The organism is Plantibacter flavus, from assembly GCF_051487245.1.
In the GTDB taxonomy this organism is placed as follows: domain Bacteria; phylum Actinomycetota; class Actinomycetes; order Actinomycetales; family Microbacteriaceae; genus Plantibacter; species Plantibacter flavus_B.
The window spans coordinates 166,491-184,647 of sequence record NZ_JAHVDH010000006.1; the positions used below are offsets into that span (position 1 = coordinate 166,491).

Genomic DNA, 18,157 nt, shown 5'->3' on the forward strand with positions numbered 1-18,157 from the left:
TACGGACAGTGGCTCCGCGGCGGAGAAATAGACTGATCCGATGAGCGAGACGCGGAGGGACGACGAGGCGCCGGGGATCCTCAGCGCCGAGCTCCTCCTGCGTCCGGGCCGTTCTGGCAACGCCTTCGAGGAGACGATGCAGCGGCTCCTGCAGTCGATCCGCCTCGGGCTCATCGCCCCCGGCGGCCGGCTCCCCGCCGAGCGCGAGCTCGCGAGCATGCAGGGTGTGAGCCGCGACACGGTGCGCGACGCCATCGCCGCCCTCACGGAGGCCGGGTACCTGACCTCGCGTCGAGGTCGCTACGGCGGCACCTTCGTGATGGACGAGCTGCCCGACGACGCTCCACCGAGCGATGCGGCGAGCGCCCCGGACGCGCGACGGGCGATCCCGTCGGCCGAGATCGAGGACACGCTCATCCTGCGGAGCATCCTCGAGGTCGGCGCGGCTCGCGAGGCCGCGCAGTGCAAGCTGTCGGGCTCCGACCGGGAGCGGCTGTGGCAGGCGTTCGAAGACTGCCGCGGAGCAGCCCCCACCGACTACCGCCGGCAGGACTCCCGACTGCACCTGCTCATCGCCGAGCTCGTCGGTGCCCCCAGCCTGCTGCCGCTCGTGGCCGAGTCGCGCATGCGGGTGAACGAGCTCCTGAACGGCATCCCCTTGCTCGCGGTGAACATCGCCCACTCGGACGAGCAGCACGAACGCATCGTGAAGTCGATCCTGCGCGGGCATCCCGAGGAGGCCGCGCAGGCGATGGCCGAGCATGTCGCCGGCTCTGAGGCCCTGCTCCGCGGGTTCCTCGCCTGATCACCCGCTCCCGAAGGGCGCCCGCCACGCTCGGAGCGTGCCGAAGGGTCACCTCCGTGCCTCCGTCGACGGGCCGCGCATGGAAACGGCCTCCGACTGCGACGGATCGCAGGGAGGCCGAGATGCGCCGGCGCGGGCCGGCGGGTACGAGGTCTTAGAAGGACTTCGGGTAGGAGCGGGCCGGAACGGCGCGGTAGCCGTCGCGCTTGACGACGACGACCGTACCTGCGGCGGCTCCTGCAGCGAGGAGGGCGATGATGCCGAGGAAAATGGTCATGCTTCAATGAAACGGCATCAGGCGATGAAGGACAAGCTCACAATACTGTCGTGACTCGGTAGCATCTCTACATGGATGTCCGTCGTCTCGATCTGCTCCGCGAACTCGCCGATCGCGGCTCCGTCCACGCGGTCGCCGAGGCCCTGCATCGCACACCATCAGCGGTGTCGCAGCAGCTGAAGGTACTCGAACGCGAGGCGGGTCTGCCCCTCACGGAGCGTCGAGGGAGAGGGCTCGTCCTCACGGACGCCGGTCGAGCACTCGCCGCAAGCGCCACCGACGTCGCCGTCGCGATCGAGCGCGCGACGAGCGTCTGGGACGAGTACCGCAACCACCCGACCGGCACGGTCACCGTCGCGACGTTCCCCACGTTCGGACAGATGGTGATCCCCGCCGCCCTGCGCAGCCTGGAGTCCGTTCCGGGGCTCCGGGTGGAGGTGAGCGACCGGGACCCGGAGCTCGAGGACTTCCCAGCGCTCGCCGCCGACTTCGACATCGTCATCGCACACGCGATCAGCGGTGAGCGCAGCTGGGTGCGTCGTGGCCTCAGAACGGCCTCGCTCCTCACCGAACCACTCGACATCGTGCTGCCGGTCGGACACCGCCTCAGCGGGCACACCGTCCTGACCCCCGCCGATCTCGCCGAGGAGGCCTGGATCGGGGTTCCCGTCGGCTATCCGCTCGACCGACTCCTGCGGACCATCGAGACCGCGTCCGGCGGCGAACTGCGCGTCGTGCAGCGCGTCAGCGACAACCGCATCGCCGAGGCCATGGTCGCGGCCGGCATCGGCATCGCCCTGCTCCCCCGCTACACGGCGAGTGGACCGGAGCGCGGCATCATCCTGCGCCCACTCGACGGGCTCGATGCCACGCGTCGCATCGTCGCCCTCTCTCGACCCGACCGAGCGGAACGCCTCGCCGTGCGCACGGTCCTCGACGCCATCCGAGCCGAGGCGCACGCGGTCGCCGCCTCGCACACGGCCCCCGAACCCGACGAACTCACCACCCCGCGCTGGCTCTGATCGAGCCGTCCGCCCGCCCCACCTCAACCCGCTGATCCCAACTCAGGAACCGGGCGCGTGTCGGGGCTCCTTGAGGGCACGGAGGCGCGACACGCCGACGCACTTCCTGAGTCGGGTCGCTGAGGCAGGGTTGGTCAGTCGCCGACGGGGTCGGCCGAGCGTCGTTCCCGCAGCAGTCGACGGACACCGAGCCAGACGACGACCACCACGGCGACGACCACCGCGACCACCACGACGCGCTGCAGGATGCCCGCATAGTCCTCGACGATGTGCCATTGCTCGCCCAGGAAGAAGCCCGCGAGGACGAAGATCGTGTTCCAGATCGCGCTGCCGGCCGTCGTGAGCAGGGTGAACCGCACGACCGGCATCCGCTCGACACCGGCCGGGATCGAGATCAGGCTGCGGAAGATCGGGAGCATCCGGCCGAAGAACACCGCCTTCGAGCCGTGCTTCAGGAACCAGGCCTCCACCCGGTCGACGTCCTCGAGCTTCACGAGCGGCACCCGTTCGGCGAGCCGACGCATGCGGTCGCGGCCGAGGAGTGCACCGATCGCGTAGAGCGCGAGCGCTCCGACCACCGAGCCGGCCGTCGTCCACAGCAGGACCTCGATCAGCCCCAGCCGTCCCTGGCTGGCCGTGAAGCCGGCGAGCGGCAGGATGATCTCGCTCGGCAGCGGCGGGAAGAGGTTCTCGAGCGCGATAGCGAGGGCAGCTCCCGGGCCGCCGAGCGTCTCCATGAGCGCGACCGCCCAGTCGGCGACGCCGGAGAGCGCACTGTCACCGCCGGTCGTGGCGGTCGGGAATCGAACACTGGCGGCGGCGATCGTCGTCATGCCCGCGACGCTACGCGACGCATTTCGGAGATCCCTGGCAACCTCTCTCGTTCGGATTCCCCTATCTCAGGAACCCCTCGGTGTGTCGGGCGACACAGGCGGGTTGGTGCGCACGACACGCCGACGGGTTCCTGAGTTAGGGAAAGGAGAGGCGGACTCGGGACACGGGTCTTCGGAGTCGGCGTCGTTCGGTAGCGTTGAGGCATGCGCATCGCCACCTGGAACGTCAACTCGATCCGTACCCGCGTCGGACGCGTGGTCGACTGGCTCGTCCGGGAGGACGTCGACGTCCTCGCCATGCAGGAGCTCAAGTGCAAGCCTGAGCAGTTCCCGATGGAGGCGTTCACGAAGGCCGGCTACCAGGTGGAGTTGCACGGGCTCAGTCAGTGGAACGGCGTCGGCATCGCGAGCCGTCTCCCGATGGAGGACGTACAGATCGGCTTCCCCGACATGCCCGGCTTCGGCAAGCCACCGGCGAGCCTCGCCCTGGACGGTCCCGGTTTCGACGCCGAAGGGCTCCCGCTCGAAGCCCGCGCCATCGGGGCGACCGTGGACGGCATCCGCCTGTGGAGTCTGTACGTCCCGAACGGTCGTGCCGTCGGCGACCCGCACTACGACTACAAGCTGCGTTGGCTCGCCGCCCTCGAGGCCGACACCCGGGCGTGGCTCGCGGAGAACCCGAACCTGCCGCTGGCCCTCATGGGCGACTGGAACGTCGCACCACTCGACTCCGACGTCGGAGACCCGAGCTTCGGTCCGGGATCCACGCACATCTCCGAACCGGAGCGGGCGGCCCTCGCAGCCTTCGAGGACGCGGGCCTCACCGACACCGTCCGCCCGTTCGTTCCCGAGGGTTTCACCTTCTGGGACTACAAGCAGCTCCGGTTCCCGCGCAACGAGGGTCTGCGCATCGACTTCATCTACGGGTCGCACGGCTTCGCCGACCACGTCGTCGAAGCGTCGATCCACCGCAACGAGCGCAAGGGCGACAGCCCCAGCGACCACGTGCCCGTCGTCGTCGACCTCGACTTCTCCCTCTCCGACGAGGACGAGGACGACTCACCGATGATCTTCGGCTAGCCTCCGCCCACCCGAGCTCCGGGCACAACTCCCGCCGTGCTCCGCGCACAACTCCTGCGTACCGGGGTCGATAGGGCCCGGATCCGGGTTCGCGGCCACCCGAAGTCAGTACCTGCAGGAGTTGTGGGCGAGGAGGCCCTCGCGAGGCGCGTTCGCGCTCGCCCGCGGCCATTGCGAGCCGTCCCGGCCGCAACTCCTGCAAAACGCGCGTGCGCGAGCTCCTGAGTCCTGCCTCGGCGTCATTCCGCCGTGGAGCAGGAGTTGTGGACGGTCAGCGGGGCGGGGTGCTCGGAGGGGATCGTACCGCCGGCTGCCGCCGCGACTACGGCTTCGGGGGCTTCGGGCCCTGCTCGCGCTTGCGCTTGTTGGCGTCGATCGCGGGTCGCTCGGCGACCACGGGCCATGTCCCCGTGTGCCCCTCGCGCGCAGCAGCAGCAGCGAGGATCCTCGGCTTCGCGGCGAACCACCCGACGATCAGCAGCGGGATGAGAACGAGGAGTGACGCGAGCACCCAACGCCCTGTCTCCGAGAAGCCCATCGTCACGAGGACGAACAGCAGGAACGCGAGCGTCAGGTACGAGGTGAACGGCGCGCCGAACAACCGGAAGGACGGCCGTTCGAGCTTCCCCTGCTTCGCCCAGCGCTGCAGCTGGATCTGGCACAGGATGATGGTCGCCCAGCCGCCGATGATGCCGATCGCGGAGATCTCGAGCACGATCTCGAACGCCTTCGACGGGACGAGCGCGTTGAGTCCCACACCGAGGAGGGTGAGCGCCGCCGTCAGCAGGATCCCACCGTACGGGACACCGTTCTTGCTCATCTTCGCGGTGAACGCCGGCGCGGAGCCGTTGACCGCCATCGAGCGCAGGATCCGTCCGGTCGAGTACAGACCGGCGTTGAGGCTCGACAATGCGGCCGTCAGCACGACGAAGTTCATGACCGACGCCGACACGGCACCCGCCTGCTCCGAGCCGATGTGCGAGAAGAAGGTGACGAACGGGCTCTCGCCTGCCTCGTACACCGTGTAGGGCAGGAGCAGGGACAGCAGGAGGACCGAGCCGACGTAGAAGATCGCGATGCGGAAGATGACCGTGTTCACGGCCTTCGGCATGATCTTCTTCGGCTCAGCCGTCTCACCCGCGGCCGTCCCGACGAGCTCGATCGCCGCGTACGCGAAGACCACGCCCGAGATCGCGACCATGGGGGCGAAAGCCCCGACGGGGAACAGCCCACCGTTGTCGGCGATGACCGAGAACCCGACGTCGCCGATGTCCGTGCGCCCGCCGAAGATGATGAAGCAGACGCCGACGATAAGGAAGATCACGAGCGCCGACACCTTGATCAGCGCGAACCAGAACTCCATCTCGCCGAACAGCTTCACCGAGACCAGGTTGAGCGAGAGCACGATCACGAGCGCGATGAGCGCGAAGACCCACTGCGGGAAGTCGGCGAGCTCCTGCCAGCCGAACAGCTTGCCGAACGTCTTCACGTACAGCGCCGCTGCCGTGACGTCGACGATCGAGGTCATGGCCCAGTTGAGGAAGTACAACCACCCGGCACCGAACGCCATCTTCTCGCCGTAGAACTCGCGGGCGTAGGAGATGAAGGAGCCGGAGGACGGCCGGTGGAGGACGAGCTCGCCGAGGGCGCGGAGGATGAGGAACGCGAAGAAACCGCAGAGCGCGTAGACGAGGATGAGCGCCGGGCCGGAGCTGTTCAGCCGGCCACCTGCGCCGAGGAAGAGCCCGGTGCCGATCGCGCCGCCGATGGCGATCATCTGGATCTGTCGCGGCTTGAGGGTCTTGTGGTACCCCTCCTCCTCGCTCGAGAAGTCCTGCACGGCGAGCATCTCGTCGCCGACCGTCTCCCGGTAGTTCTCGAGCTCACCGGCCCGTTCGTGCTGCGGTGATGTGCCTTCGGTCATGGCGTCCCCCTCGGGTCCGGGTCGTCCGGCACGTCATCGTGTCGTCCGCCGCCCACGTCGGAGCGACCCGCTCCACGTTAGTCGGGACTGTTCGAGATTTTCGGCCACAGCTGTCCGATTTTTGGAGGACACCGCGATCAGGAGTCGGGGCGCGACGCCTCGTGAGCCGGGCGCTCGGCGACGACGGGGAACGAGCCGGTGTACCCCTCGCGCGCCGCGGCAGCAGCCAGGATGCCGGGCTTCGCCACGTGCCAGCCGACGACGAGCGCGGGGACGATGACCACGATCGAGGCCAGCACCCATCGGCCCGTCTCGGAGAAGGCCAGTGTCGCCAGGACGAAGGCCAGGAACCCCAGCGTGAGGTACGCGGTGAACGGGGCTCCCGGCATGCGGAAGCTCGGGCGCTCGAGCAGACCCTGCTTCGCGCGCCGCTGCAGGGCGATCTGGCAGAGCACGATCGTCGCCCAACCGCCGACGACGCCGAGCGCCGACATCTCCAGGACGACCTCGAACGCTTTGGACGGGGCGACGGCGTTCAGGACGACGCCGAGGAGCGTGACGACGCCGGTGAGCAGGATGCCGCCGTAGGGCACTCCGGAGCGGTTCATCCGTGCCATGGATCGTGGTGCGGAGCCGTTCGCCGCCATCGAACGCAGGATGCGTCCCGTCGAGTACAGGCCGGCGTTCAGCCCGGACAGCGCTGCTGTGAGCACGACGAGGTTCATGACCGAGGCCACCGTCGTGCTCGTCTCGGGCGAACCGAGGTGGGAGAAGAAGGTCACGAACGGGCTGACACCGGCCTCGTAGGCGGTGAACGGGAGGAGCAGAGACAGGAGGAGGACGGACCCGACATAGAACACGGCGATGCGGAAGATGACGGCGTTGATGGCCTTCGGGATGCTCTTGCGCGGGTGCTCGGTCTCCCCCGCCGCGATCCCGACGAGCTCGATCGCCGCGTACGCGAACACCACACCGCTGATCGCGACCATCGGGGCGAGGGCACCCAGGGGGAAGAACCCGCCGGCGTCGGCGATGAGCGCGAAGCCCGTCTCGCCCAGATCGGTGCGTCCGCCGAAGACGATGAAGCAGACACCGAAGACCAGGAAGACGACGAGCGCCGCCACCTTGATGAGCGCGAGCCAGAACTCCATCTCGCCGAAGACCTTGACCGAGACCAGGTTGAGCGCGATGACGAGCACGAGGGCGACGAGCGCGAAGATCCACTGCGGGAAGTGCTCGAGTTCCGTCCACCCCGTGAGTCGCCCGAAGGTCTTCAGGTAGATGGCGATGGCCGTGACGTCGACGATGGAGACCATCGCCCAGTTCATGAAGTAGAGCCACCCTGCCCCGAACGCGAGCTTCTCGCCGTAGAACTCGCGCGCGTAGGAGATGAAGGAGCCGGAGGATGGGCGGTGCAGCACGAGTTCGCCGAGGGCGCGCAGGATGAGGAAGGCGAACGCGCCGCAGACGGCGTAGACGAGCATGAGTGCCGGCCCCGAACTCGCGAGCCTGCCGCCCGCGCCGAGGAACAGGCCGGTCCCGATCGCGCCGCCGAGGGCGATCATCTGGATCTGGCGTGGGGACAGACTGTGGTGGTACCCGCGTTCCTCAGCGCTGAAGTCGGGCGGGGTCGCGGGCACGGACGGCCCTGTGGACGGGTGAGAGGGCTGGTGCTGCACAGTGATCTCCGATCGTCGTGGCACGACGCCTCCCCGGACGCCGCATGAGTACCATCGACATTACTGAGATTTATGGTTGTGATGTATCAGGTGTCTGGATTGTGGATAATTCCGTGTCCGTCAGGCGAGCAGGGCCGCGACCACGATGAGCACCGGCACCGAGAGGATCGTCGTCAGGAGCACGGTGTCGCGAGCCAGCGCGACACCCTGCTCGTAGCGACTCGCGAAGTTGTAGACGTTCTGCGCTGCCGGCAGCGCTGCGAGCACGACCGAGGCGAACAGCGGGGTGCCGCTCAACCCGAAGCCGACGTGCGCGATGAGATAGGCGAACAGCGGCATCCCCACCGCCTTGATCATCGTCGCGACGAGGATCTCGCGACGCCCGCTCCCCGCCTGGAGCGGTCGCATACCGTGCAGGGACATGCCGAACGCCATGAGGATGAGCGGCACTGCCGCACCACCGATGAGTTCGAACGGCGCCATCACCGACTCGGGGAGGCGGACCCCGAACAGGTTGAGCACGACGCCGATGATGGACGCCACGATCATCGGGTTGCGGAACGGCTGCGTGATGATCCCGACGAACGAGACGCTCCCACGCTGACGGGCGTCGAGGATCGTGAGCGCGATGGGCGCGAAGACGAGCAGCTGCAGAAGGATGACGGGTGCGACGTACCCGGCCTCACCCAGCACGTACACGGCCACGGGGATGCCGATGTTGTTGGCGTTCACGTAGCCGGAGCCGAGTGCGCCGATGGTCGCGACCGAGATGTCCTTCCGGAACCACACGGCGTTCAGCAGCACGAAGAGTGCGGCTGCGGCGACCGCACTCGCGAGCGCCACCCAGATGAAACTGCTGAAGACCTCGTGGAGGTCGGCGGTGGCGAGCACGGTGAAGAGCAGTGCCGGATTGGTGACGAAGAACGCGACCCGGTTGAGCACGTGACCGGTGGTCGGCCCACCGATCTCCAAGCGCCCCGCGATGTAGCCGACGAGGATGACGGTGCCGATGATCGCGAATCCCGTCAGCACTCCACCCATGTCCCCAGCCTAGGGGCGGGGCGTCCTGGCCCAGACGCCAGGTGGCGGTTGTGGGCCGGGTGCCGGACGTGGAGAATCTGTGGAGGAGACTCGGGCACCACCACCGCATCGACGATCCGCTCCCACCAGGAGCCCGCACCAATCACCCACGAGGAGATCCGACGATGTCGTCATTCGACCCCGTCGCGTCCAGCGACGCGATGCACAGCACCACCCTTCCCCACGAACGCCTCTCGATCACGCACGGCCCCCGCTCCGGCCTCACGATCAGCGTGGCACTGCACTCGACCGTCCTCGGCCCCGCCCTCGGCGGCGCGCGGCTCTGGCGCTACGAGAACTGGCTCGACGCCGTCGACGACTCACTCCGGCTCGCGGCCGGGATGACGATGAAGAACGCCGCAGCCGGCCTCGCCCACGGTGGCGGCAAGTCCGTCATCCACCTGCCCATGGGCCGCACCCTCGACGACACCGAGCGGCGCGACGCCATGCTCGACCTCGGCGACGCCGTCGAAGCGCTCGGTGGCGCGTACCGCACCGCGGAGGACGTCGGCACGACCGCTGAGGACATGGCCGTCGTCGCGGAACGCACCGCTCACGTCAGCGGGTTGCCCGCCGACCGCGGTGGCGTCGGCGAGCCGAGCGACGCGACAGCAGCCGGCGTGCACGCCGCCGTCACCGCGACCCTCGAGACCGTCTTCGGCACGCCACTCGTCGCCGGACACCGCGCGACGATCTCGGGCCTCGGCCAGGTGGGCGGACGCCTCGCAAGGCGACTCGCCGCCGAGGGCGCACGACTCATCGTCACCGACGTCGACCCGCGCAAACGCGCGCTCGCCGAGGAGATCGGCGCCAGCTGGATCGAACCGGGCGACGAGCACCTCGTCGAGACGGACCTCTTCATCCCGTGCGGCGTGGGCGGCGCGATCAACTCGCGCGTCATCGGCCAGCTGCGCTGCCGCGCCGTGGTCGGCGCGGCGAACAACCAGCTCGCGACGCGTGCCGACGCCGTCGCGCTGGAGGAGCGCGGCATCCTATGGGCACCGGACTTCGTGGCGAACGCCGGCGGCGTGATCTACCTCGCGATGGCGTCTGAGCCCGGGGCGGACGCCGCGGCGATCGAGCAGCGCGTGGCCTCGATCGGCCGGACCGTCCAGGCGATCTACCGCGACGCATCGGCCGAGGGCATCACGACCCTCGAGGCCGCCGAACGGCTCGCGATGGCACGCGTCGACGCAGCGGCGGGTGTCCTCACCCCGGCCTGACGACGACGCGCGGTCCGTCCGCCCGAGTCGGGAGGACGGACCGCGCGTGGCCCTGGTGAGGGCGGACGAGGCGGGAGCCGCTAGAGCTTGACGACCATCTTGCCCGTGTTGGCGCCGCGCATCAGCGCGAGGAACGCGTCGAGGGAGTGCTCGATGCCCTCGTACACGGTCTCATCGAAGACGACCTGGCCGGCCTGCAGCCACGGGCCCATCTCGGCGGAGAACGCCGGGAAGTGCTGCGCGTAGTTGCCGACGGTGAAGCCCGTGAGTGTGAGGCCGCGCGTGACGATGTTGGACAGGTTGCGCGGTCCCTCCGGCTGCTCGGTCTCGTTGATCTGCGAGATGACGCCGCAGAGCGCTGCACGCCCACCGTCGTTGAAGGCGCCGATCGCGGCTTCGAGGTGCTCGCCGCCGACGTTGTCGAAGTAGACGTCGATCCCGTCGGGGGCAGCGGCCGCGAGCTGTTCGGCGACAGGGCCGTCCTTGTAGTTGAACGCGGCGTCGTACCCGTACTTCTCCGTCAGGAGTGCGACCTTCTCGCCGCTCCCGGCGGAACCGATGACCCGCTTCGCGCCCTTCAACCGGGCGATCTGGCCGACCATCGTGCCGACCGCGCCAGCGGCACCCGAGACGAACACGGTGTCGCCCTCGCGCATCTTGGCGACTTCGAGCAGGCCGACGTAGGCGGTCAGCGCCGTCATGCCGAGCACACCGAGATAGGCCGACAGCGGGATGCCTGGAAGCTCGGGGACGACGCGGAAGCCGGACGCATCCTCCTGCACCAGGTCGCGCCAGCCGAACTGGTGCAACACGACGTCGCCCACCGCGAAGCCGTCGGCCGCCGATTCGACGACGCGGCCGATCGCGCCGCCGGTCATCGTCTCACCCAGTTGGTAGGGGGCCACATACGAACGGACGTCGTTCATCCGGCCGCGCATGTACGGGTCGACGGACAGGAAGAGGTTCTCGACGCGCACCTGGCCGGCGTCCAGTGCGGGGAGCTCGACGGAGACGGTGCGGAAGTCGGCCTCGGTCGGCCAGCCGACGGGCCGGGAGACGAGCTGGATCTGGGTGCTGCGTGCTGGAGTGTTCACGTGGTGCCTTTCCGGGGGAACGGTGTTTCGGTGGGGAGGGCGCAGCACGTCTTCGGGTTGCGGACGGATGGGACTGACGTCCGGTGGGTCAGATCGCGAGGGCGATGATGAGCGCGATCACGCCGAGCGTCGGCGCGGTGCCCTGCACGAGTGCCGCGCGGGCCTTCGTGCGGTCGGCGGTGACGAGCACGAGGGCTGCGAGAGCCATCGAGCCGGCGGATGCGAAGACGAGGGCTGCGCCGATGCCGGTCTGCCCGGCGACGAGGAAGACGATGCCGACCGCGGCGCCGATGGCGAGGAAGAGGTTGTAGAAGCCCTGGTTGTAGGCGAGTCCGCGGGTGGTCTCGGCTTCGAGCTCGCTCGTGCCGAAGGTCTTGCGTGTGGCGGGCTCTGTCCAGCGAATCGACTCGAGCACGAAGATGTAGACGTGCAGCAGGGCCGCGATGCCGACGAGGATCAGACTGACGACGAGCATGGACGTGCCTTCCGGTGGTTCGGTCTCCGGTCACCAGGTCTGGTGATTTCTGTACCGATGGGTCTACTATAATAATGGAACGCTCGGTACACAACCCCGGGTGTCGATTCGATCGGGAGATCCACGAGGAGGACGCCATGGGGCGCACACAGGAGTTCGACACGGTCGCCGTCGTCCAGGCCGCCCGCGACGTCTTCTGGGACCGCGGCTTCGAGGCGACCTCCCTCGCCGACCTCGAGGAGGCGACAGGCCTGCGCCGATCAAGCCTCTACCACGCCTTCGACAGCAAGCGCGGGCTCTTCGACGCAGCCGTGCAGGACTACCTCGACACCGTCATCCGCCCCCGTCTCGCGGTCCTCGCGGCGGCGGACGACGGACGCGTCGGCCTCGCCGCCTACTTCTCCGGCGTGCAGACGGTCATCGCCACCCTGCCCGCCGGCTCCCCCCGCCGAGGCTGTCTGCTCCTCAACAGCGCCGCCGGGTTCGCCGGGCACGACGACGCCCTCCGACAGGTGGTCGACGGCTACCGCGCCGAACTCACCGGTGCCGTCTCAGACGCCCTCTCGCTCGCCCGACCAGACGCCGACGCGGCAGAACTCGCCGCAGAGGCGCGACTCCTCACCTCGCTGTCGGTGAGCGCACTCCTCCTCGCGCGGGTGAACCGCGAGGAGGCCGTCGCCATCCTCGACGTCGCCCTCGCTCAGCTCGACCGCTGGTAGCACGTCGCGCCACCGTCTCAGCGCCTACACCAGCGTGGGACGCCGTGTCACGGCGACGCGCGAATGTGACGTTCTGTTTCGACGGCCGGGAGCCGTGTTCCGACCTCGCGTAACATGCCGAGGGACCCCCACCACCGGAGCCCCGACATGACGACCGCAGCGCCCACTTCGATCCCTGCCGGCGATCACGCCGCGGATCGCGCGTTCCCGGTCGCGTTCACGGGCGTCGCCCGCGCCTTCCCGAGCGGCACGGGGAAGAACGCCGGCGAAGCTCGCCCCGTGCTCCGCGACGTCACGATCACGGCCGAGGCCGGCGAGGTCGTCGCGATCCTCGGGACGAGCGGGTGCGGCAAGTCGACCCTGCTGCGCATCGCCGCGGGGCTCGATCACCCCACGTCGGGCTCCGTCCTCATCGACGGCACCCCGGTCGACGGCATCGACCCACGGACGGCCTTCGGCTTCCAGGAGCCCCGGCTCCTCCCCTGGCGCACGATCGCCGCGAACGTCGCCCTCGGACTCCCGAAGCGCACGCCGAAGGCCGAAGGTCTGGCCCGAGTGGCCGAGCTCCTCGAACTCGTCGGTCTCGCCGACTTCGCCGGCCACCGCCCCCGCGAGGTGTCCGGCGGCATGGCCCAGCGTGCCTCACTCGCCCGCGCGCTCGCCCGCCGCCCCGGCGTCCTGCTGCTCGACGAGCCGTTCGGCGCCCTCGACGCGCTGACGAGACTGAAGATGCAGGACCTCCTGCTCTCCGTCCACGTCGCGGCGCCCACCACCATCCTCCTCGTGACGCACGACGTCGACGAGGCCCTCCAGCTCGCCGACCGGGTCATCCTCCTGGGTCGGGAAGAGGGACGCCCGGGTTCGACGATCGCGCAGACCGTGACCGTCCCGGGCCACCGGCCGCGCGACCGCGGCTCAGCAGAGCTCGCCGAGCTGCGCGGCCGCCTCCTCGACGGCCTGGGCATCGACCGCCACGGCCTCGCCCGCGGCGACCAACGCATGCCGGCGATCCCGCATTTCCCGTACTGAGCGATTCAGCCCCACCCGCGACGCCCTCGCACCAGCTCGACGCCGAGCAGCGGCTTTCCGCCGCGCCATCGGCCTCCACCAGCCCAACCCACCGCGCACGATCCACAGCAAGGACCAACGCATGACCATTCGCAGCCTCCTCACCGCCTCGCGTGCCGGCCGCACCGCGCTCGTCGCGGTCACCGCCGCCGCTGCCCTCGCGCTCTCCGGATGCGCGGCGGGCGAGAACGCACCCGCCGCAGGTTCCGACGGCACCACCTCGGGCGGCACCCTCAACATCGACTTCGCGACGTACAACCCGCTGTCGCTCGTCATCAAGGACCAGGGCTGGCTCGAGGACGCCCTCGACGACCAGGACATCACCGTCAACTGGGTGCAGTCGGCCGGCTCGAACAAGGCCAACGAGGCCCTCCGGGCCGAAGCCATCGACGTGGGCTCGACGGCCGGTTCCGCCGCGCTGCTCAACCGTGCCAACGGCTCACCGATCCAGGCGATCGACGTCTTCTCGCAGCCCGAGTGGTCGGCGATCGTGGTCGGTGCCGACTCGACCATCACCGACGTCGCCGAGCTCAAGGGCAAGACGGTCGCGGCCACCAAGGGCACCGACCCCTACTTCTTCCTCCTCCAGGCGCTCGAGGAAGCCGGGCTCTCGGCCTCCGACGTCACGATCGAGAACCTCCAGCACGCCGACGGCTGGGCCGCCCTGCAGAACGGCTCCGTCGACGCCTGGGCGGGCCTCGACCCGATCATGGCCGGCGCAGAGGAAGCGGGCGCGAAGCTCATCTACCGCAACGTCGACTTCAACAGCTACGGCATCCTCGCGGCGACCGAGTCGTTCACCCGGGACAAGCCCGATGTGGCCCAGACCGTCGTGAACGCGTACGAGCACGCCCGAGCGTGGGCCGCCGAGAACCCCGAGGAGACCGCGCAGATCCTCGCGGACGCCGCCGGCCTCGACCTGGCCGTCGCGACCAAGGTCATCACGGAGCGCTCGAACCTCGACGTCGACCCGACACCGGGCGAAGCGCAGGAGCAGGTGCTGTCCATCATCGGCCCGATCTTCGTGGAGTCCGGCGACGTCTCCTCGCAGGCGAAGGTGGACGACGCGCTGAAGAACCTCTTCAACCCGACGTTCGTCACGGACGCCGACCCGTCGGCCATCGGCGGCAAGTAGTCACCAGCCCTCGACGAGCTCGGGGACCGGTGGGGCTCGGCGAGCCAGGTCGGTCCCTGAGCCGCCTCGGTCCCTGAGCCGCCTCGGCCCCTGAGCCACATCGGTCCCTGAGCTTGTCGAAGGGCCCACCCACCACACAGCACCACCCGAGAGGACACCATGAGCGAGTACGCCGGCCTCGGGACGCCGACCGCAGGTTCCGCCGACGCCGCCGCGGGAGCCCGAGCGACGCAGTCCGGCCGTGAGGCGCGCACCGTGTCGGGCTCGCGCCGCATCGTCGTGGTCCTCGGCGGCTTCCTCGTCCCGGTGCTCATCCTCGTCGCGTGGCAGCTCGTCACGAGCCTCGGCCTCGTGCCGCCGACGCAGCTCCCCTCACCCGCCGAGGTCTGGGCAGCGGGTGTCGATCTGGCGCAGCGCGGCTGGCTCCAGACCGACGTCGCGATCTCCGTGCAGCGGGTCCTGATCGGCTTCGCGATCGGTGCGGCGCTCGGGCTCGTGCTCGGCGCGATCGTCGGACTCTCCCGGCTCGGCGACATCCTGCTCGCGCCCACCTTCGCGGCGATCCGCGCGGTCCCCTCCCTCGCCTGGGTGCCGCTGCTCATCCTGTGGCTGAAGATCGGCGAGGAGTCGAAGATCACCCTGATCGCCATCGGCGCCTTCTTCCCGGTGTACACGACCGTGTCGGCCGCGCTCCGCCACGTGGACAAGCATCTCGTCGAGGCAGGGCGCGCGTTCGGGCTCCACGGCGTCCCGCTGTTCACCACGGTCCAACTGCCGGCGGTGACCCCGTCGGTCGTGTCCGGCTTGCGGCTCGCGCTCGCGCAGTCCTGGCTGTTCCTCGTCGCGGCCGAACTCATCGCCTCGTCGATGGGTCTCGGATTCCGACTCGTCGACTCGCAGAACAACGGCCGGATCGACCGGATCTTCTTCGTGATCATCGTGCTCGCACTGCTCGGCGCGATCACCGACGCCCTCGTCGGCCTGTTCGACCGCTGGATCAAGCGGCGCTTGGGCTGATCCTCCCGAACACGGCGCCGGTCATCGGGCGGCAGCGCGCGTCTCCGCCCGGCCCCGTCTCGGTGGCAGTGGGACGAGCGCCGACACCCGGCGCTGGTACTCGGCGTACTCCGGGTATCGCCCCCGCGTGATCGACTCGGTGAACACGGTTGAGCCGATGAAGAGGAGTGTGAGCAGTGCCGCGCCGAGCACGGTCCACTGCACGAGACTCCCGGCGGCGACGGCACCGAAGAGGAACAGGATCCACCACTGCGCCTGCTCGAAGAAGAAGTTCGGGTGACGCGACCAGGCGAAGAGGCCCCGCTGGAGGAAGCGGGGTTGCGGATCGCGGCCGGCGGCGTGCTCGGAACGCTTCCATGCGTGGAAGTCCCACTGCTGCTGGTCAGCGACGGTCTCCCCAGCGAGCGCCGCGAGGAACAGGGCGGCGAGGAGGATGTCCAGCGGACCGAGCGCCGACGGATGCTGCCAGGCGGTGAGCGCGGGCAGTGTGATGAGCAGGATGATCGCGTTCTGGTACAGCGTGATGAAGACGAGGTTGAAGGCCTGGAACTGCCACGGTCGCATCCGGCTCCGCAGCACTGCCCAGCGGTAGTCCTCGCCACCTCGCGCATACCCGCCTTTCCGAGCGAAGTTGTAGGTGAGCCGGACACCCCAGAGCGTGACGAGCACGGCCATGAGGATGAGGCGAGGATCCTGCAGCCCACTCGCTCCGGCGAACACCCAGACGTAGGCGATCGGAAGGATGGACCAGAGGCGGTCCACCCAGGAATGCTCGTTCGTGACGAGCGAGAGGATCCACGCCACGGCGGAGGCACCGACGGCGATCCAGAGGCACAGCGACAAGGGGCTCACGGTCGGCATCCTATGCCCGGAGACGCCCGTTCGTGCACGCATCGGCGCAGGAGCATCCGCTCGCCGCAGAGTGGGCGGACGAACGCGCAGCTCCATGGCGCAAACGGTCAGATGTTGCAGAGAAGTCGCTCCTGACGCAAGAAAACTCCGCCGGGTTCGCCCGTACGCTCGAAGGGACCGCGATTCACTCGGAACACGCGGCACCTGCGCAGCGGTAAGGAGGTTCACCATGTCGAACGTCGCCACCACCCACACGAAGAGCATCGTCGGAGAGCCGGAGGTCGTCGAAGACGCCGCCGCCCTCGCGACGCACCCCGCCTGGCTGGACCTCAAGGCGGCCGCGATCGCACTGCAGGCCGTGCAGGTGAAGGACGGCTCGATCCCCGAGCCCACCGACCACAGTGCAGCCGCGACCCATGTCGCGACGATCACGAGTGCCGTCCGCACGCTCGCCCCGAGCTTCCCGCACGACGCCGAGTACCTCGACGCCCTCGTCGTCGACTTCGAACGCTGGGTCGCCGACGGCTTCGGCGTGCCCGACTTCCTCGACTCCCTCGTCGCCTTCCACCCCGAACTGCACCGCGTCGACGGGCTCGCGCACCTCGTCGTGTTCCCCATGGTCACGCAGAACGGATCGACCGACCGCCACATCGAAGCCGTGCTCGTCGAGGTCATCTGGCCGGCGTTCATCGCCGCGCTCGAAGCAGGCGAGTACACGAACGCACTGTTCGTCCCGATCCGGTTCGTGGACTTCACCCCCGGGTACGACACGAACTCAGCGGTGCTCTTCCCGGAGACCGTCGCCATGCGTGCGATCCCCCCGTTCACCTGGGGCGCGATCTTCCAGGACCGCGAGGCTGCGCGGTACCGCCGCGTCGTCCGGGAGGCGGCAGCCATCACGAAGCTCGACCTTCCGGCCGACGCCGCAGCCCTCCTCGACGACCAGCAGCTCGCCGAGGAGACGTTCGTGATGTGGGACCTCATCCACGACCGCACCCACATGCGCGGCGACCTGCCGTTCGACCCGTTCATGATCAAGCAGCGGATGCCGTTCTTCCTGTACTCGCTCGAGGAGCTGCGCTGCGACCTCACGGCGTTCCGGGAGTCGGTGCGCCTGGAACGCACACTCGCGGTGCGTGCCGAGACCGAGACGCTCGATCCAGCCGACGCGGCCGTCGCCTCGCACGCGAAGCTCGTGCAGTACGCGATCATCTTCGACCGCATCTTCCGCTTCGCGATCACCGGCTCGCGCGTACGCAACTACGACGGCCTCGGCGGACAGCTGCTGTTCGCCTGGATGCACCAGCACGGCGTGCTGCACTGGACGGACACGCAGCTCACGATCGACTGGGACGAGGTGCCCGACGTCGTCGTCCAGCTCGGCGAGAGCATCGACGAACTGTACTGGCGCTCCATCGACCGCCCGAAGATCGCCCACTGGCTGGCGGCCTACGAGCTGGTGTCGACGACGCTGACACCGCACCCGGCGTCGCAGTGGGCGCGCGGACTGTCCGACGAGGTGCTGAGCGGACCGCCGCGCGGACTCACCGACGCCGTCCTCGACGACGAGTTCCCGCTCTCGATGTTCTATGAGGCGCTCGGCAAGAAGATGACCGATGTGATCGCGTCGACCGCCGGCATCACGGGACGCACGGCCGCATAGGCGCCGCTCGCTGTCCGCGAACCGGTCCCTGAGCCCCAACCGGTCCCTGAGCTTGTCGGTCCCTGAGCGTGTCGAAGCGCCCTCGACACGCTCGGGGACCGACTCGTTCCAGGGACCCACCGCGTCGCGCGCTGGCGCCCGGGTGCGCGCCTCCTGCACAATGAGCGGACACCGCGACGTCCGTCCGGCAGAGCACACCCGGCGCGGATCG

General features: G+C 69.1%; 17 protein-coding genes. 9 read left to right on the forward strand and 8 right to left on the reverse strand.

Annotated features, from left to right (window positions below; genetic code table 11):
* Positions 1-40 precede the first annotated feature (40 nt).
* Positions 41-805, forward strand: coding sequence for a FadR/GntR family transcriptional regulator (locus tag KXS11_RS16230; RefSeq protein WP_437386666.1), 765 nt, complete (start codon positions 41-43; stop codon positions 803-805).
* 154 nt (positions 806-959) lie between these two features.
* Here the strand turns inward: KXS11_RS16230 and KXS11_RS16235 are convergent, their stop codons facing one another.
* Positions 960-1,082, reverse strand: coding sequence for a hypothetical protein (locus KXS11_RS16235; RefSeq protein ID WP_437386667.1), 123 nt, complete (start codon positions 1,080-1,082; stop codon positions 960-962).
* A gap of 71 nt (positions 1,083-1,153) precedes the next feature.
* On the opposite strand from KXS11_RS16235, the gene KXS11_RS16240 reads away from it, so the two are divergent.
* Complete coding sequence (locus KXS11_RS16240) at positions 1,154-2,104, forward strand: LysR family transcriptional regulator (protein WP_437386668.1); 951 nt, start codon at positions 1,154-1,156, stop codon at positions 2,102-2,104.
* 134 nt (positions 2,105-2,238) lie between these two features.
* On the opposite strand, the gene KXS11_RS16245 is transcribed toward KXS11_RS16240, so the two are convergent.
* On the reverse strand, positions 2,239-2,937 hold the full coding sequence (locus KXS11_RS16245; RefSeq protein WP_437386669.1) for a DedA family protein: 699 nt from the start codon (positions 2,935-2,937) through the stop codon (positions 2,239-2,241).
* Between the two features lie 204 nt (positions 2,938-3,141).
* Between KXS11_RS16245 and KXS11_RS16250 the strand changes: the two genes are divergently transcribed.
* Entirely contained in the window at positions 3,142-4,017 is an 876-nt protein-coding gene (locus KXS11_RS16250) for an exodeoxyribonuclease III (RefSeq protein ID WP_437386670.1), read from the forward strand.
* A 322-nt stretch (positions 4,018-4,339) separates the two neighbouring features.
* Here the strand turns inward: KXS11_RS16250 and KXS11_RS16255 are convergent, their stop codons facing one another.
* The 3 genes from KXS11_RS16255 to KXS11_RS16265 all read right to left on the reverse strand — a co-directional run bounded on the left by KXS11_RS16255 (position 4,340) and on the right by KXS11_RS16265 (position 8,661).
* Entirely contained in the window at positions 4,340-5,941 is a 1,602-nt protein-coding gene (locus KXS11_RS16255) for an amino acid permease (RefSeq protein WP_437386671.1), read from the reverse strand.
* Positions 5,942-6,078: 137 nt separating this feature from the next.
* A complete protein-coding gene (locus KXS11_RS16260) occupies positions 6,079-7,581 on the reverse strand; it encodes an amino acid permease (RefSeq protein ID WP_437386672.1) in 1,503 nt (500 codons plus the stop codon).
* A 159-nt stretch (positions 7,582-7,740) separates the two neighbouring features.
* On the reverse strand, positions 7,741-8,661 hold the full coding sequence (locus KXS11_RS16265; RefSeq protein WP_437386673.1) for an AEC family transporter: 921 nt from the start codon (positions 8,659-8,661) through the stop codon (positions 7,741-7,743).
* 164 nt (positions 8,662-8,825) lie between these two features.
* Here KXS11_RS16265 and KXS11_RS16270 point away from each other — a divergent pair, with 164 nt between their 5' ends.
* Entirely contained in the window at positions 8,826-9,923 is a 1,098-nt protein-coding gene (locus KXS11_RS16270; protein ID WP_437386674.1) for a Glu/Leu/Phe/Val dehydrogenase dimerization domain-containing protein, read from the forward strand.
* A gap of 80 nt (positions 9,924-10,003) precedes the next feature.
* On the opposite strand, the gene KXS11_RS16275 is transcribed toward KXS11_RS16270, so the two are convergent.
* Together KXS11_RS16275 and KXS11_RS16280 are read right to left on the reverse strand one after the other, a co-directional pair.
* A complete protein-coding gene (locus KXS11_RS16275; RefSeq protein ID WP_437386675.1) occupies positions 10,004-11,017 on the reverse strand; it encodes an NADP-dependent oxidoreductase in 1,014 nt (337 codons plus the stop codon).
* 88 nt (positions 11,018-11,105) lie between these two features.
* Positions 11,106-11,492 (reverse strand): DUF1304 domain-containing protein, encoded by a 387-nt coding sequence (locus KXS11_RS16280; protein ID WP_437386676.1) that lies wholly within the window; start codon positions 11,490-11,492, stop codon positions 11,106-11,108.
* A 137-nt stretch (positions 11,493-11,629) separates the two neighbouring features.
* On the opposite strand from KXS11_RS16280, the gene KXS11_RS16285 reads away from it, so the two are divergent.
* The 4 genes from KXS11_RS16285 to KXS11_RS16300 all read left to right on the forward strand — a co-directional run bounded on the left by KXS11_RS16285 (position 11,630) and on the right by KXS11_RS16300 (position 15,431).
* A complete protein-coding gene (locus tag KXS11_RS16285; RefSeq protein WP_437386677.1) occupies positions 11,630-12,211 on the forward strand; it encodes a TetR/AcrR family transcriptional regulator in 582 nt (193 codons plus the stop codon).
* 147 nt (positions 12,212-12,358) lie between these two features.
* Positions 12,359-13,240, forward strand: a complete 882-nt coding sequence (locus tag KXS11_RS16290) for an ABC transporter ATP-binding protein (RefSeq protein ID WP_437386678.1) — start codon at positions 12,359-12,361, stop codon at positions 13,238-13,240.
* A 121-nt stretch (positions 13,241-13,361) separates the two neighbouring features.
* On the forward strand, positions 13,362-14,414 hold the full coding sequence (locus tag KXS11_RS16295) for an aliphatic sulfonate ABC transporter substrate-binding protein (protein WP_437386679.1): 1,053 nt from the start codon (positions 13,362-13,364) through the stop codon (positions 14,412-14,414).
* A 159-nt stretch (positions 14,415-14,573) separates the two neighbouring features.
* Positions 14,574-15,431, forward strand: a complete 858-nt coding sequence (locus KXS11_RS16300; protein WP_437386680.1) for an ABC transporter permease — start codon at positions 14,574-14,576, stop codon at positions 15,429-15,431.
* 21 nt (positions 15,432-15,452) lie between these two features.
* Here KXS11_RS16300 and KXS11_RS16305 read toward each other — a convergent pair whose 3' ends face one another.
* Positions 15,453-16,283, reverse strand: a complete 831-nt coding sequence (locus tag KXS11_RS16305; protein ID WP_437386681.1) for a DUF1295 domain-containing protein — start codon at positions 16,281-16,283, stop codon at positions 15,453-15,455.
* Positions 16,284-16,512: 229 nt separating this feature from the next.
* On the opposite strand from KXS11_RS16305, the gene KXS11_RS16310 reads away from it, so the two are divergent.
* Positions 16,513-17,946 carry a DUF6421 family protein gene (locus tag KXS11_RS16310; protein WP_437386682.1) on the forward strand — a complete coding sequence of 478 codons (1,434 nt, stop codon included), beginning with the start codon at positions 16,513-16,515 and terminating at the stop codon, positions 17,944-17,946.
* Positions 17,947-18,157: the final 211 nt, after the last annotated feature.